Source organism: Pantoea trifolii (genome assembly GCF_024506435.1).
In the GTDB taxonomy this organism is placed as follows: Bacteria; Pseudomonadota; Gammaproteobacteria; order Enterobacterales; family Enterobacteriaceae; genus Pantoea; species Pantoea trifolii.
Window position 1 is genome coordinate 548,992 of sequence record NZ_JANIET010000002.1, and the last position, 14,492, is coordinate 563,483.

Annotated in this window: 13 protein-coding genes; 9 read left to right on the forward strand and 4 right to left on the reverse strand. The window is 53.7% G+C overall.

The features are described from left to right. Positions 1-247: 247 nt before the first annotated feature. The gene (locus NQH49_RS21985; protein WP_256699149.1) at positions 248-2,419 is read left to right on the forward strand and encodes a TonB-dependent siderophore receptor; all 2,172 of its coding nucleotides are present in this window, start codon (positions 248-250) and stop codon (positions 2,417-2,419) included. A gap of 40 nt (positions 2,420-2,459) precedes the next feature. Here the strand turns inward: NQH49_RS21985 and NQH49_RS21990 are convergent, their stop codons facing one another. Next, on the reverse strand, positions 2,460-3,374 hold the full coding sequence (locus NQH49_RS21990) for an alpha/beta fold hydrolase (protein ID WP_256698848.1): 915 nt from the start codon (positions 3,372-3,374) through the stop codon (positions 2,460-2,462). A 168-nt stretch (positions 3,375-3,542) separates the two neighbouring features. Between NQH49_RS21990 and NQH49_RS21995 the strand changes: the two genes are divergently transcribed. Then, entirely contained in the window at positions 3,543-4,460 is a 918-nt protein-coding gene (locus NQH49_RS21995) for a DMT family transporter (protein ID WP_256698849.1), read from the forward strand. A 2-nt stretch (positions 4,461-4,462) separates the two neighbouring features. On the opposite strand, the gene NQH49_RS22000 is transcribed toward NQH49_RS21995, so the two are convergent. After that, on the reverse strand, positions 4,463-5,350 hold the full coding sequence (locus NQH49_RS22000) for a MurR/RpiR family transcriptional regulator (protein ID WP_256698850.1): 888 nt from the start codon (positions 5,348-5,350) through the stop codon (positions 4,463-4,465). Between the two features lie 196 nt (positions 5,351-5,546). Between NQH49_RS22000 and NQH49_RS22005 the strand changes: the two genes are divergently transcribed. From NQH49_RS22005 to NQH49_RS22020, 4 genes are all read left to right on the forward strand, one after another. Then, positions 5,547-7,676: a TonB-dependent siderophore receptor gene (locus NQH49_RS22005; RefSeq protein WP_256698851.1), complete on the forward strand. Its 2,130-nt coding sequence runs from the start codon at positions 5,547-5,549 to the stop codon at positions 7,674-7,676. 37 nt (positions 7,677-7,713) lie between these two features. Further along, positions 7,714-8,826, forward strand: a complete 1,113-nt coding sequence (locus NQH49_RS22010) for an ABC transporter substrate-binding protein (protein WP_256698852.1) — start codon at positions 7,714-7,716, stop codon at positions 8,824-8,826. Between the two features lie 117 nt (positions 8,827-8,943). Continuing rightward, on the forward strand, positions 8,944-9,096 hold the full coding sequence (locus tag NQH49_RS22015) for a con-10 family general stress protein (RefSeq protein ID WP_101761338.1): 153 nt from the start codon (positions 8,944-8,946) through the stop codon (positions 9,094-9,096). Positions 9,097-9,345: 249 nt separating this feature from the next. Then, complete coding sequence (locus NQH49_RS22020) at positions 9,346-10,242, forward strand: SDR family oxidoreductase (protein ID WP_256698853.1); 897 nt, start codon at positions 9,346-9,348, stop codon at positions 10,240-10,242. A gap of 30 nt (positions 10,243-10,272) precedes the next feature. On the opposite strand, the gene NQH49_RS22025 is transcribed toward NQH49_RS22020, so the two are convergent. After that, on the reverse strand, positions 10,273-11,184 hold the full coding sequence (locus tag NQH49_RS22025; protein WP_256698854.1) for a LysR family transcriptional regulator: 912 nt from the start codon (positions 11,182-11,184) through the stop codon (positions 10,273-10,275). 147 nt (positions 11,185-11,331) lie between these two features. Here NQH49_RS22025 and NQH49_RS22030 point away from each other — a divergent pair, with 147 nt between their 5' ends. Continuing rightward, a complete protein-coding gene (locus NQH49_RS22030; protein ID WP_008110186.1) occupies positions 11,332-12,078 on the forward strand; it encodes an SDR family NAD(P)-dependent oxidoreductase in 747 nt (248 codons plus the stop codon). Positions 12,079-12,161: 83 nt separating this feature from the next. On the opposite strand, the gene NQH49_RS22035 is transcribed toward NQH49_RS22030, so the two are convergent. Further along, complete coding sequence (locus NQH49_RS22035; RefSeq protein ID WP_256698855.1) at positions 12,162-12,521, reverse strand: NUDIX hydrolase; 360 nt, start codon at positions 12,519-12,521, stop codon at positions 12,162-12,164. 114 nt (positions 12,522-12,635) lie between these two features. On the opposite strand from NQH49_RS22035, the gene NQH49_RS22040 reads away from it, so the two are divergent. Both NQH49_RS22040 and NQH49_RS22045 read left to right on the forward strand, forming a co-directional pair. Next, positions 12,636-13,400 carry a DeoR/GlpR family DNA-binding transcription regulator gene (locus NQH49_RS22040; RefSeq protein ID WP_372340046.1) on the forward strand — a complete coding sequence of 255 codons (765 nt, stop codon included), beginning with the start codon at positions 12,636-12,638 and terminating at the stop codon, positions 13,398-13,400. Positions 13,401-13,458: 58 nt separating this feature from the next. Then, positions 13,459-14,349: an oxidoreductase gene (locus NQH49_RS22045; RefSeq protein ID WP_256698857.1), complete on the forward strand. Its 891-nt coding sequence runs from the start codon at positions 13,459-13,461 to the stop codon at positions 14,347-14,349. Positions 14,350-14,492: the final 143 nt, after the last annotated feature.

Genomic DNA, 14,492 nt, shown 5'->3' on the forward strand with positions numbered 1-14,492 from the left:
GAATCAATAGCCTGCTTATCCAATATTCATCGATACATTTCTTCTTACTCATAACGGATTCATCTAAGCAATTTAGGCGTTCCCTTCCCCGCAACGCGTACCCCGCAACGGAAAATCCTTTGTAAAGGTTTGTATTGTCAGGCTTGTTGCCGTCTCGCTGAATAGACAATGAGAAACGTTATCATTATCATGCGCATTTACTTACAATTGTTAACTTAACAGGGAGAAAACTTAAGTGAATGTAACCATGCGTGGCAAAAAGCGTCCAATTGCGCTTTTTTTAGCGGGAATGCTAACGTCGCCAGCCTTTGCAGCTGAAACCACAGAAAAGCTGGCTGACGATGAATCAATGATCGTCACCGCCGAGCAGGAGCTCAAACAGCAACCGGGCGTGTCCACCATTACGGCTGAAGACATCAAGAAAAATCCCCCTGTTAACGATCTCTCCGACATCATCCGCAAAATGCCCGGCGTAAACCTCACCGGTAACGGTGCCAGCGGCAGCCGCGGCAATAATCGTCAAATTGATATCCGTGGCATGGGCCCGGAAAACACCTTGATAATGATCGACGGCGTGCCGGTTTCTTCACGTAACTCAGTGCGTTACAGCTGGCGCGGCGAGCGTGATTCACGTGGCGATACCAATTGGGTGCCAGCGGAAATGGTGGAGCGCATTGAAGTGATTCGTGGCCCAGCCGCTGCACGTTACGGTTCTGGCGCGGCAGGCGGCGTGGTGAATATCATTACCAAGCGTCCAACCAATGACTGGCACGGCTCGCTGTCGCTCTACACCAGCCAGCCGGAAAACGATAAAGAAGGCGATACGCGACGCGCTAACTTCAATCTCAGCGGCCCGCTGGCCGGTGATGCCTTGACCATGCGTCTGTACGGCAATATTAACCGTACCGATGCCGATGCGTTCGATATCAACACCGCCGAAAACGGTTCTTACGCGGCGGGCCGTGAAGGCGTGCGCAATAAAGACATCAATACCGTGCTGTCGTGGAAAATCACGCCGCTACAAATTGTCGACTTCTCTTACGGCTACAGCCGTCAGGGCAACATTTACGCCGGTGATACGCAAAACAGTAACAGCAACGCCAGCACCGACGGTTTAGTCGAATCGCTGTACGGCGATGAAACGAACCGCATGTATCGCCAAACCTACGGCATTGCGCACAACGGAATCTGGGATTGGGGAACCTCGAAGCTCAACTTCAACTACGAGAAAACCAATAACACGCGTCTGCAGGAAGGCACTGCTGGTCGTACCGAAGGGATGATCAACAGCGATACGTACGCTACCAGCCGTTTGGAAAGCTATCGCGCGGGCGGAGAGATCAACTTCCCGTTGCAGCTGCTGGTTGATCAAACCGTGACGCTGGGCGCGGAGTGGAACCGCGACGAGCTGAACGATCCGGCATCAATGCTGGCGTCCAACGCGAGCGGCGTCAATCTGCCAGGCAGCTCTGGCGATCCGTCGCAGCGCAGCAGTAAGAACAGCGCTACCATCAGTTCTCTGTTCTTCGAAGACAACATTGCTGCCACCGATACCACCGAAGTGATCCCAGGCCTGCGCTTTGATTATCACGATCAGTTTGGTGCCAACTGGAGCCCAAGCCTGAACGTTTCACAAGGGTTAGGCGACTACTTCACCCTGAAAGCCGGTATTGCGCGGGTGTTTAAAGCGCCGAACCTCTATCAGTCAACGCCGGGTTATCTGCTCTCGACGCGTGGCAACGGCTGCCCGATTGGTCTCAGCCAATGTTATCTGCTGGGTAACGACGATCTCGATGCCGAAACCAGCGTCAACAAAGAGATTGGTCTGGAATTCAGCAACGAAGGCTACGTCGCGGGCATCACCTGGTTCCGCAATGACTACAAAAACAAAATTGTGTCGGGCACCGAGCCGGTGTATTCCAGCACGCGCCCGGTTTATAACGTATTGCGCTGGGAAAACGGCGGAAAAGCAATTGTGGAAGGCCTGGAAGGTAATCTGACCATTCCTTTAATTGCCGATACGCTGGAATGGCGCTCCAACGCTACCTACATGTTCCGCTCCGAAAGTAAGGAGACCGGCAATCCGCTGTCCGTGATCCCGGAATTCACCATCAACTCGCAGCTGGAGTGGCAGGCGACGCAGGATCTCAGCGCCAACATCAACTGGACGCAGTATGGCCGCCAGAAACCGCGTCAAAATGCAGAGACCAATATCGATACCTCGAACATGACAACGCAGGAAATCAGCCCGTATTCGGTGTTTGGTCTGAACCTAAATTACGACATCAGCAAAAACCTGCGCGCCAATGCCGGTATCAACAACCTATTTGATAAACGCATTTACCGCGAGAATTCAGGTGCGTCGACCTATAACGAGCCGGGCCGAGCATATTATGCCGGTGTGACGATGTCGTTTTGATTGAGCTGGGTTTTGGTCGCCATGAATGGCGACCCTACGTTTAATTAAAAAACTCGTGCAGCGCATCGGCCAGCGCCTGCGGTTGCTCATCCGGGATGAAGTGACCGCAGTGCGCTATTTTAATTCCCGTCACATCCGCCGCGAAATCGTGCAACGGCAACGCCATATCCGGAATCGAACCCTGATCGGCGCTGATCGCCAGTAACGGCAAGGCTAATTTACCGCGTTCACGAAGCAACGTTCGGTTTTGCGCCGCCGAAATCGTCACTTCACGATAAGTGGCCATTCCGGCGCGTATTGCGCCCTTCTGCTGTAACAAACGGGTATATTCCGCCATGTCTTCATCGCCAAACACCATCGGGCTGGCCGCTTTGCGTTTCAGGAACCACTCGAGGTAGATTGCTTCGCGCCCTTCTATTAATGCTTCCGGCAAATCCGGTAAGAGATGAAACGCGAAATGCCAGGTTTTCCACGCTTTATCCGGCGTGGCGGGCAGCGATTCTGGCAAAGTGACACCAGGAATTCCGGCATCGAGCAGCGCCAGCTTTTTCACCTGATCGCTAAACAACGTGGCATACGGCCAGGCAACCCACGCGCCGACATCATGCGCAGCGAGGTAATAGCTTGTATGCCCTAACTGCTGCATCAAGCCCTGCACTTTCTGCGCCAGCGATGTGGTGTCGTAGCCGCTGAGCGGTTTGTCCGAGTCGCCCTGGCCGGGTAAATCTGGCGCGATAATGAAATAGCGATCGCTCAGCAGCGCCATCACCTGCCGCCAGGCAAACCAGCTTTGTGGAAATCCTGCCAGTAAAAGTAATGAATCCCCGTTGGCATTGCCGCCGCTGACGTAATGCAAACGCACGCCGTCAACGGTGGCGTAATGATGGGAAAATCCGTCTAACGCGTTGAATGGCTGCGTCCAGCCCGGCGCGTGCTTGATAACTGATGCTGGCATTTTCGCTCTCCGCATATTTAGGAAATGATCAATTCCTAAATACTACCTGATGATCACAACATAAGAAAAATTTTCTGCACAGCGACATCGGTCGCCATTAATGGAGACCCTACGGAGTGGGTTGTTTGCTATTCTGTGCGCGACTCTTTCTTAACAATTGTGAAACCTATGCGAACATCGGATCTGTTGCGGCTGTTAATTTTAGCGGCGATTTGGGGTGCCAGTTTTCTGTTTATGCGCATTGCGGTTCCGGCGCTGGGCGCGGTGAATACCGCATTTTTACGCGTATTCTGCGGCATGTTGGGTTTACTGATCATCATGGCGGTGATGCGCATTCCGCGCCGCTTTAACGGCAAATTGGGCTGGGCGATGTTGCTGGGCGTTATCAACTCGGCGATTCCATTCCTGATGTACTGCCTCGCGGCACGCGTGTTGCCGGCGGGTTATTCGGCGATTCTCAACGCCACTACGCCGTTGATGGGTGTGATTATTGGCGCGGCCTTCTTCGACGAAAAGCTAACAGTTAATAAAGTTATCGGCATGATCGCCGGATTCAGTGGAATTATTGTCATCAGTACCACCGGAGAAGCGCATCTCAGCAGCACGTTAATTGGCGGAATATTAGCCTGTTTGATCGCTACCGCCTGTTATGGTTTTGCCGGTTTCCTGACCAAGCGCTGGATCGGTGCACGTGGCGGTCTTGATGCCACCAAAGTCGCCTTTGGTTCCCAACTTGGCGCGTCAGTCTTTCTGCTGCCGATCTTTGCTTTTAGCGCACCGCAAACGTCAGCGGCAAGTTGGCAAATTCCTGAAGTCTGGGCCAGCATTCTGGCGATTGGGTTTATCTGCACCGCGCTGGCTTACATCATCTACTTTCGCCTGCTCGCCGATATTGGTCCGCTGCGCACGCTGACCGTGACATTTATGATCCCGCCGTTTGGCATTTTATGGGGCTGGTTAGTGCTGGGTGAAGAGATCAATCAGGGCTTTATTAGCGGTTCGCTGCTGATTGTCTGCGCGGTATGGCTGGTCACCAGCAACGGCTTCGGCAAACGCGCCGCTGTAAACAACAGCGCCAGCAAATAGCCTTACTTTTTGCCGGATGGCTTCAGCGATCGATTGAGGTCCTGAATACGCTTCATGGTTTTCACCGTACGCGATGAGGTCGCGGAAGCCACCGACAAAATCAGCATCTCCAGACACACCAGCACCGTTCCGTGCAGCGGCATGCGACCATTCTCGCCGCCGCGCGGCACGTTGATAATCACATCCGCCTGTTTAGCGAAAGCTGAATCCAGCGCATTAGTCAGCAAAATCACCGGCATGCCAAGACGTTTCGCCTCTTTCAGTGCGGTGATGCCTTCACGGTGCGCCGACTTCTGCGCCATCATAATCAGCACATCACCACGCTGCAGCCCAATCAACTGTTCCGCCAGCGCAATACCGGAGCGATTGAGCGTCACCGCCGGAATCCCAATACGCGTGAACAAACGCGCACTGTAATCCGCCAAAATCCCCGAAGCATTGATGCCAAACAGCGCTACCTGACGCGCATCTATAAGATGTGTTACCGCTTTGGCGACCGCTTCCCGATTGTGCGGTTCAGATAACGCATCGCAGGCGCGTTTATGGCCGCTCAGCACAAAATCGATGCCCGAATTGATATCACACGAGAGTTCGCCCACGGTGGCGCTCATCTTCTCTTCAGAATTCATCGCCGGGCCAAACCAGGCGGTCAGCGTGGTTTTCAAATCGCGCAAACCGGCAAAACCTAATGCCTGCACCGCACGAACTACAGTGGCATCCGAGGTGTGGGTGGCGTCGGCAATTTCCATCGCCGTGGCATCCAAAACCACTTCGCGGTGGTCATGGATGTAACGCGCCACCGCTTGCAGGCTGGATGATAATGTCGGCGCGCGCGATCGATAGCGTTCACCCAGAACATCCACACGACTTTTACTGCTATTTCTGTTCATCTGCTGGTTGCTCTTTAAGAGTGAGATTATTACTGAAGGTTTGTAGTGAATTACGCAATTACTACCAAGACTAAAATATGTAAGACAATGAATTTATACCAATAAAAGTGTAATAGGTTCGAAATTATTTCCATTTACTACTACATTACATCATGATTGAATGATTCTCAATTGCATTGCACCAGGTTAATGATGAATGAATAACAACAAGCCCTTCACTTTTAAATCTCAACGCCATCCAGCCATCCTTGCTGCGATTTACGGCGTTAGCCTCTGGAGTTCCGCCAGCAGTTTTGCCGCTGAGGAAAGCAGCACGCTCACCGTTTCAGCGCAGGAAGAGAACGCACAAGGTGACAACGTCACTAATAGTTCGGTCGGCAGTAAAACGTCTACGCCGCGTATTAACCAGGCGCAGTCAGTCAGCGTGGTGACGCAGCAGCAACTTGAAGACTTTCAGGCGTCGAGTCTTACCGATGCAATGCGCTTTGTCAGCGGCGTGACGGAAGGCAACACGCTGGCCGGCACCGAAGATGGCTTTGTACGTCGCGGCTTTGGCAGCAATTCGGATGGTTCGATCTATCGCGATGGGGTGCGCAGCAGCCAGGGTTTGAACTTTGATGCCACCACCGAGCGCGTGGAAGTGCTGAAAGGCTCAGCATCGTTGCTGTACGGCATTCAAAATCCGGGTGGCGTAATCAATGTGATAAGCAAGAAGCCGCAGTATGTATGGCACACCAAAGTCAGCGGCAGAACCTCCAGTGAAGGCGGCGGCGCGGGCACCGTGGATATCACAGGGCCGCTCGGCAACGGCTTCGCCTTCCGCCTGATTGCGGAAAAACAGAATCAGGATTACTGGCGCAATTTTGGCACTGAAAAGCACACGCTGATCGCGCCTTCGCTGCAGTGGTTTGGTGAGCAAGCCAGCTTCCTGATTAGCTATTCTGATTATCAATACGACATTCCTTACGATCGCGGCACCGCATTTATCGACGGCAAACCGATTGATATCGGCTACAAAGATCGTCTGGATGACAAAGCCAACCATGCGTGGGGCCACAACAAAACCCTCAACGCCCATTATGACTGGCAGTTTAATGACGACTGGAGCACGCGCGTTACCCTCGGCTGGAACCAGCGCCAATACGATAACAATGAAGTGCGCGTTACCGCAGTCAATCCCAACACCGGCGTGGTGACGCGTCGCGCCGATGCCAATCGCGGTTTTAACCATAAAACCAAATACGTTTCCTGGGACTTGATCGGCTCACAGCAAGTTTTCGGCATGACGCACGATGTGGTTTTGGGTACCGATTACGAGATGATCCAAACCTATCGCGCGCATCAGTATCAAGGCAAAGCCAACACCGGTTTTAACTTCAACAATCCGCAGTACGATATTTTGTCGCCAATCACCAACAGCAGCACCGAAAACACCGCCAACGCTAATAACCTCAATCGCACGCACAGCCGTTCCATCTATGCCAAAGACAGCATCAGTTTGACGGAAAACTGGATTGCGGTGCTTGGCGGGCGCTATCAGCATTACGAGCAGCGCGCATCGAAAGGCTTCGATCCGGTGGTGCAAACGTTGGACAGCGATGGCAACAAATTCCTGCCGCAGGCTGGTTTGATCTACAAAGTGACGCCAGACGTTTCGCTCTACACCAGCGTGAGTAAATCCTTCACACCATCGACCGATGTGGATGATGACGGCAACGTCGGAAAACCGGAACAGGGCACCACATGGGAAGTGGGCAGCAAATGGCAGATTTCACCGAAGCTGTTTGCCAGCGTGGCGCTGTATCGCATTGACGAGCGCGATATGTCGCTGAGCATTAACGGCACTACGCGCGCCATCAATAAAGCCCGATCCAGCGGCGCGGAATTTGAGTTAAATGGCGAAGTGCTGCCGGGCTGGGATCTCAGCGCCAACTACAGCTATGACAAAGCGGAGATTGTTGATGATGGCGTTAACGCGGCTAACAACGGTAACCGTTTGCAAAACGCGCCCCGCCACGCTGGCGCGCTCTATCTGAGTCATAATCTGGCGATCTCCGGCGTGCCGGGCGATTTCCGTGTGGGCGGCGGCGCGCGTTATGTGGGAACGCGCGCAGGCGATCCGGAAAACAGTTTTAACATGCCCGATTATGTGGTGGCGGACAGCTTTATCGCCTGGAACAACCATTTGTTCGGTGAGAAAACCCAACTGAAACTCAATCTGAACAACCTGTTTAATAAGCACTATTACACCTCCAGCGGCGGCAATCTGCGCGTGCGTGAAGGAGAAACCCGCAACCTGATGCTCGAGGCCAGCGTTGAATTCTGATTCGATATTTACCCCAGGCGCTCGACGTGCGCCTTCCTTGCTCGCCAGGATTTTGGCTGGTTTCCTGGTTCTAATAAGTAGCGCGGTGTGGGCGAAAACCATCACCGATATTGACGGCACTCGCGTTGAGATCCCCGATCGTCCACAGCGTATCGTGCTGGGCGAAAGCCGCATGCTGTATACGCTGGCGTTGCTCGAACCGGGCGATCCGTTTCAGCATATTGTGGCGTGGCCGCAGGATCTGAAAAAGTACGACAGCCAAACCTGGAACAGTTTTGCCCGCCAGTTTCCGCAGATGCTGAAAATCCCGTCGCTCGGTTCCGGCGGGCCCAACGCCATCAATCCCGAGCAGATTCTGGCACTGAAGCCGGACGTGGTGATTTTACCGAGCCTGGCGCGCTACGATGATGCCGACTTACGTTTGGTCACCATGCTGAAGGCGGCACATATCCCGGTGGTGAAGATCGATTTGCGTGTGCATCTGCTGAAAAACACCCGCCGCAGCGTGGAAATTTTTGGTGAAGTGCTGAATCAGCAAGCGCGCGCGCAGGCGTTTAATCAATTTTACAATCAGCATATGCAGGTGATTCGTGAACGCTTAGCCACGTATCAGGGTGCAAAGCCTTCGGTGCTGCTGCAACTGCATCTCGGACGCCGTAACGAGTGCTGCGTGACGGCAATCAACGGCAGCCTCGGCGAATTACTCAACGCGGCGGGCGGCGACAACATCGCCAATAAAACGCAGCACGGCGTGTTTGGTCGCCTGAGTGAAGAAAGCGTGATTGCCGCGCAGCCGCAGTACTACTTTGCCACCGGTTTTGGCGATAATGCCTCGCAGGGCTTGCTGAAATTAGGGCCAGACGTGGCGCCAGAAACCGTGATCAGCAGTTTTGAACAGCTGACGGCGCAGCAAAAGGGTTTACGTGAATTATCTGCATTGAAAAATGGTCACTCGGCGGTGATCTGGATGAACTTTTACCTCAGCCCGTGGCACATCGCGGCGACAGAATTTATGGCTAAGTCACTCTATCCGCAGCTATTTGCGGACGTAGAACCTGAAAAGACCTTAAAGCAGATTTTCCATGATTTCTTACCGATTCCCTATAGCGGTACTTATTTTATTAACATCCCGCCGGTGAACGATAAATAATCACTTCCGCTCCGCTTGTGATTAATCTGAAGCTCGCTAATCTTAAATTTGCAGCACGGGCATGGCGTTGAAGCAGTTATTTCCGCCATGCAACAACAACTCACGAGAGGATGTTTTATGGCTGAGCATAGAGGCGGTTCTGGCAATTTTGCTGACGATAAAAAGAAAGCATCAGAAGCCGGTAAAAAAGGCGGAGAAAAAAGCGGAGGGAGTTTCAAAGACGATCCCGCTAAAGCATCAGAAGCTGGTAAGAAAGGCGGCAAGAAGTAGCCAACCACGTTTTAAATAGTACATAACACCCTGGAAACCCGCCTGGGCACGGACGCCCTCAGAATTATCCCATCACTTTTATCCTTCTGAAATAAATACCGTTAATAACCTTACGTAACTGCCTTCCATTAATAGCACCCTGATCTTGCCGTTTCGTCTTAATAAATCTGATTGCTCACTTTTTAACGTGACAAACATCACATTTATGCCAGGCTTAATTTATTCACTTCATGCGACAAGGAGATATATATGACAACGCAAGCCACCAATAAAACCTTAATTACTGAAGCGTATCCGGTTCCGCCTTTTAAAAAGCAGACGCAACCGATGCCGGGTTTGGCGAGCAAAATGGATCCCCGTCCCGATCATGGTGAAACCAGCTATCGTGGTACCGGCAGATTGACCGGCCGTAAAGCGCTTATCACCGGCGGCGATTCCGGTATTGGTCGCGCCGTGGCCATTGCTTATGCCCGTGAAGGTGCCGATGTAGCCATTAACTTCCTGCCGGAAGAAGAAGCCGATGCGGCAGAAGTGGTGAAACTGATTGAAGCTGAAGGCCGCAAAGCGGTGGCGATTCCGGGCGACATTCGTTCCGAAGCGTTCTGCCAGAAGCTGGTCGATCAGGCCGCTGACCAGTTGGGCGGATTGGATATTCTGGTGAATAACGCCGGACGTCAGCAGTTCAACGAATCGATCCGCACGCTTTCCACTGAAGACTTTGACGCCACCTTCAAAACCAACGTCTATGCAATGTTCTGGATTACCAAAGCGGCGCTGAAATATCTGCCAGCGGGTTCCTCCATCATCAATACCTCTTCAGTGCAGGCTTATGATCCGAGTGCGATATTGCTGGATTATGCGCAGACCAAAGCCTCGATTGTCGCCTTCACCAAAGCGTTGGCAAAACAGCTGGGTAAAGAGCAGATTCGCGTTAATGCCGTTGCGCCTGGTCCCTACTGGACCGCGCTGCAGGTAAGTGGCGGACAGCCGCAAGAGAAAGTGGAGAAGTTTGGTGCATCCGCCCCACTGGGCCGTCCGGGACAACCGGCTGAAATTGCCCCGCTCTACGTCACCTTTGCCGATGTGAAAAACAGCTTCACTTCCGGCCAGGTTTGGTGCTCCGACGGCGGCACCGGCACGCTGTAATTATCCGTGGGGTCGCCATGAATGGTGACCCTACATTGTCCCGTTCAACCGCTCTGGAAACACGTCCCTCAGCCACTCAATAAACACCCGCAACCGCTGCGTAAGATGGCGGTTCTGCGGATACACCACATGAAACGGATAATTCGCCGGACGCCACGCCGCAAGAATCTCGACCAATTTTCCCGTCTGTAAATCGGCCGCCGCTGCGTAGCGGAAAGTCTGAATAATCCCTAATCCCGCAACCGCTGCCGCCAGATGTGCGTTACTTTCGTTAACGCCGATCCGATGCTCGCTCTTAATCTCCAGCTGCTCGGCGCCTTGCGTAAAACGAAACGGGAACGCCCTGCCGCTTTGCGGCGACAGATAGCTGACCATGCGATGACCATTTTTCAGCTCCTGCGGATAAGCTGGCACGCCGTAGGTTTTCAGATAGCCCGGCGCGGCGCAGGTAATCATCTCCGCATCCCCCAGATGTCGCGCCACTAGCGACGAATCGCTGAGCGGACCGCCGCGAATCACGCAATCGACATTACCGCTGATCAAATCCACCGCGCGGTCCGCAACGCCAAGATCGATACGGATGTCCGGATAGCGGGCGATGAAATCAGGCAGCGCCGGAATCAACACATCACGCGCGGTTGATCCGCCAATATCGATGCGCAGATAGCCGCCAGGTTTGGCGCTTTCCGCATTGAACGAGTGATCGATATCTTCCAAATCCCGCACGATGCGCAGTGCTTTTTCATAGTAATCGCGCCCTTCCGGCGTCACCGTCACGCGCCGCGTGGTGCGTTGCAGCAAGCGAATGCCGAGATGCGCTTCCAGTTCCTGCACCAGTTTGCTCAACGTGGCGTTGGGCATGTCGAGTGAATCCGCCGCACGCGTAAAGTTGCCCGCTTCGACTACGCGCGCAAACGCCTTGATCGCCATTAACTGATCCATGCTGTTTTCCGTTGCATTCAATTATCCACACACAGGAATAGTCATTTCGATTTTACACCATTTATCAGTAAACGCCGTGACGTTAGATTGCTTCTCATGCACTGCATCGCAGTCATCAAAACCTCATTACACATTGGAGAAGCAAACATGAACGCACTCAACGGTAAAATCGCATTGGTAACCGGCGGCACAACCGGCATTGGGCTGGCATCCGCGCAGGAGTTGGCGGCACAAGGCGCACGCGTGTTTATCACCGGTCGTCGTCAGGCGGAACTTGATGCGGCAGTTGCCAGCATCGGTTCTAGCGCCAGCGGTATTCGCGCTGATGCTTCGGTGCTGAGCGACCTCGACAACGTCTATGCGGAAATCGCTAAACAAGCCGGCCGCCTCGATATCCTGTTCGCCAACGCCGGTGGCGGCGACATGCTGCCGCTCGGCGCCATCACCGAAGAGCATTTCGACCGTATCTTTGGTACCAACGTGCGCGGCGTGCTGTTCACCGTGCAGAAAGCGCTGCCGCTGCTGAGCGACAACGCATCGGTGATTCTTACTTCTTCAACCACATCGGTTCAGGGCACCGCCGGATTTAGCGTATATAGCGCCAGTAAAGCCGCAGTGCGTAACTTTGCCCGCTCATGGGCGCTGGATGTGAAAGATCGCGGTATTCGCGTCAACGTGGTCAGCCCCGGCCCGGTGCGCACGCCAGGTTTAGGTGGTTTGGTGCCTGAAGATCAGCAGCAAGGATTGTTTGATGCACTCGCGGCTCAGGTGCCGTTAGGTCGTCTTGGCGAACCCGGCGAGATTGGTAAAGTGGTGGCGTTTTTGGCGTCCGATGCGTCCAGCTTTATCAACGCCGCAGAATTGTTTGTTGATGGCGGTATGGCGCAGGTTTAACGCGTAGCAGGTCGCCATAAATGGCGACCCTAAGAATATTTGCAGGTTTTGTAGGGTCGCCATTCATGGCGACCACGCCTTTTCTACGCCCCAACCACCGGAATCTCATCCAACTGGGTAAAGATCGCGATCCCCCTTTCCTTGCCAATCCGCACATCGTTATCCGCACCCTGTGAAGCACCTGGAATGCGCAAGATCGCATCGCAACAATGAATCAAGCGATGCGCTACCGGATAGAGAAATGATTCACTGATTTCATCGCCAATCTTCTGCGAACCGGCCGCGCTTGCCAGTGGCAACGCCAGCCATTCACCAATCACCGGCGTATGTCCGCGCTGGTAGACCTGCAGAGCAATCTGATCTAATTTCTTAATATTTTCATGAATTAACACTTCATTGCCGTTGGTGCCGCTGCGTACCGGTCCTGCGATAAGAATTAACATTGGGCTTCTCCAGAGATTCGATGTTTAGGGCAAGCGTTTTTTTGCGCGTTTCGCCCGACGTTTGATGACAAAATCTACGCTAGCATGCATAATCGTGCAGATACAAGCAAAAACATGAATGAGAAAATAATGCTCTCCAGTCAACGTAAACAGCAAATCCTCGCCATTCTGTTCGAGGAAAAACAGGTGATGTCGAGCGAGCTGAGCCAGCGTTTTGCGGTATCGGAGGACTCGATTCGCCGCGATCTGCGTGAGTTAGCCGCCGAAGGTTTACTGCAACGGGTGCACGGCGGGGCGCTGCCGGTTTCTGCGGCTATCGCACCGTTTGAAACACGCAAAAGCGTGCAGATCAGCTCCAAGCGTCTTATCGCGCAGAAAGCGGTAAAGCTGATCCAGCCCGGACAAGTGGTGATTATTGATGGCGGTACCACCACCGCCGAGATGGTGAAGCTGCTGCCGTCGGATCTTGCCTTTACCGTGGTGACGCACAGTCCAAGCATTGCCGTGGCGCTGGTGGATTATCCGCTGGTTGAAGTGATCATGATTGGCGGCTTGCTGTATCGCCATTCGGTGGTTGCGGTGGGTGCGGCGGTGCTGGAAGCGATTGCGCGGATCAATGCCGATCTGTTCTTCATGGGCGTGACCGGCGTACACAAAACCGCAGGATTAACCACCGGCAATTACGAAGAAGCCAGTGTGAAACGCGCGCTTTCCGCACGCGCGGCTGAAACCGTGGTGATGGTATCGAATGAGAAACTGAATTCCGCCTCGGCGTTTGCCATCGGCGAGCTGTCTCTGGCGAGTACGTTGATTGTTGATACTCAACCCGATGACGAAATGTGCCAACTGCTGCGGAAAAAGCACATAACCGTGCTGTAACCGGCTATGCTTCGCTGCTGAAGAGACGATCTGCCACTTGATAATCAGGAGCTTAAAGATGTCTGAGAATCCCACCATTGCCCTTATTGGACCGGGCGCGATTGGCACCACTATCGCGGCGGCGCTGCATGAAGTTGGACGCACGCCAACGATTTGCGGGCGTACCGCACATCCGCAGCTGGAACTGCGTCACGACAGCGGCAACATTATCGTTCCCGGCCCGGTGCTCACCAATCCCGCCGAGATCGCGCAGCCGTTCGATCTGGTGTTTGTGGCGGTGAAAACCACCCAGGTTGAAGACACCGCGCCGTGGTTAGCAGCGCTGTGCAATGAAAATACCGTGGTGTGCGCGCTGCAAAATGGCGTTGAGCAGAAAAGCCAACTCGCGCCCTACGTCAATGGCGCAACCGTGCTGCCGTCGGTGGTATGGTTCCCGGCCCAGCGCGAACCGGATGCTTCGGTTTGGCTGCGCGAAAAACCGCGCCTGACGCTGCCAGAAACCCCGCAGGCTGAACGTGTGGTTACGGCCTTAAAAGACACGCGCTGCGCAGTCGATCTCTCTGCCGATTTTCTTACCATCGCCTGGCGCAAGCTGCTGCAAAACGCAGTTGCCGGTTTGATGGTGCTGTCGAATCGTCGTGCGGGCATGTTCCAGCGCGAAGATATAACCGCGCTAGCGCTGGCCTATTTACAGGAGTGCCTGACGGTGGCGCGCGCCGAAGGTGCCGCGTTAAAAGATGAGGTGCCGCAAGAGATTGTCGAACGTTTCCACCGCGCGCCGAGCGATTTAGGTACTTCGATCCTTGCCGATCGCCAGGCCGATCGTCCGCTGGAGTGGGATATCCGCAACGGCGTGGTGCAGCGTTATGGTCGGGCGCGCGGCATTCCCACACCGATCAGCGATGTGATTGTGCCGCTGCTGGCAGCCGGTAGTGAAGGTCCAGGCTGAATTACCCCACACTCTCCAGGTCGCCTTTTGGGCGACCACCAGCCTAAAATCATTAATTTCTGCAGATGAAGTAGTGTTTTATCCCGCCAACTTGCGGGATATAGAAATCTTTACTAGGGTTTGCGCTTCTTCTGCCTCTTATA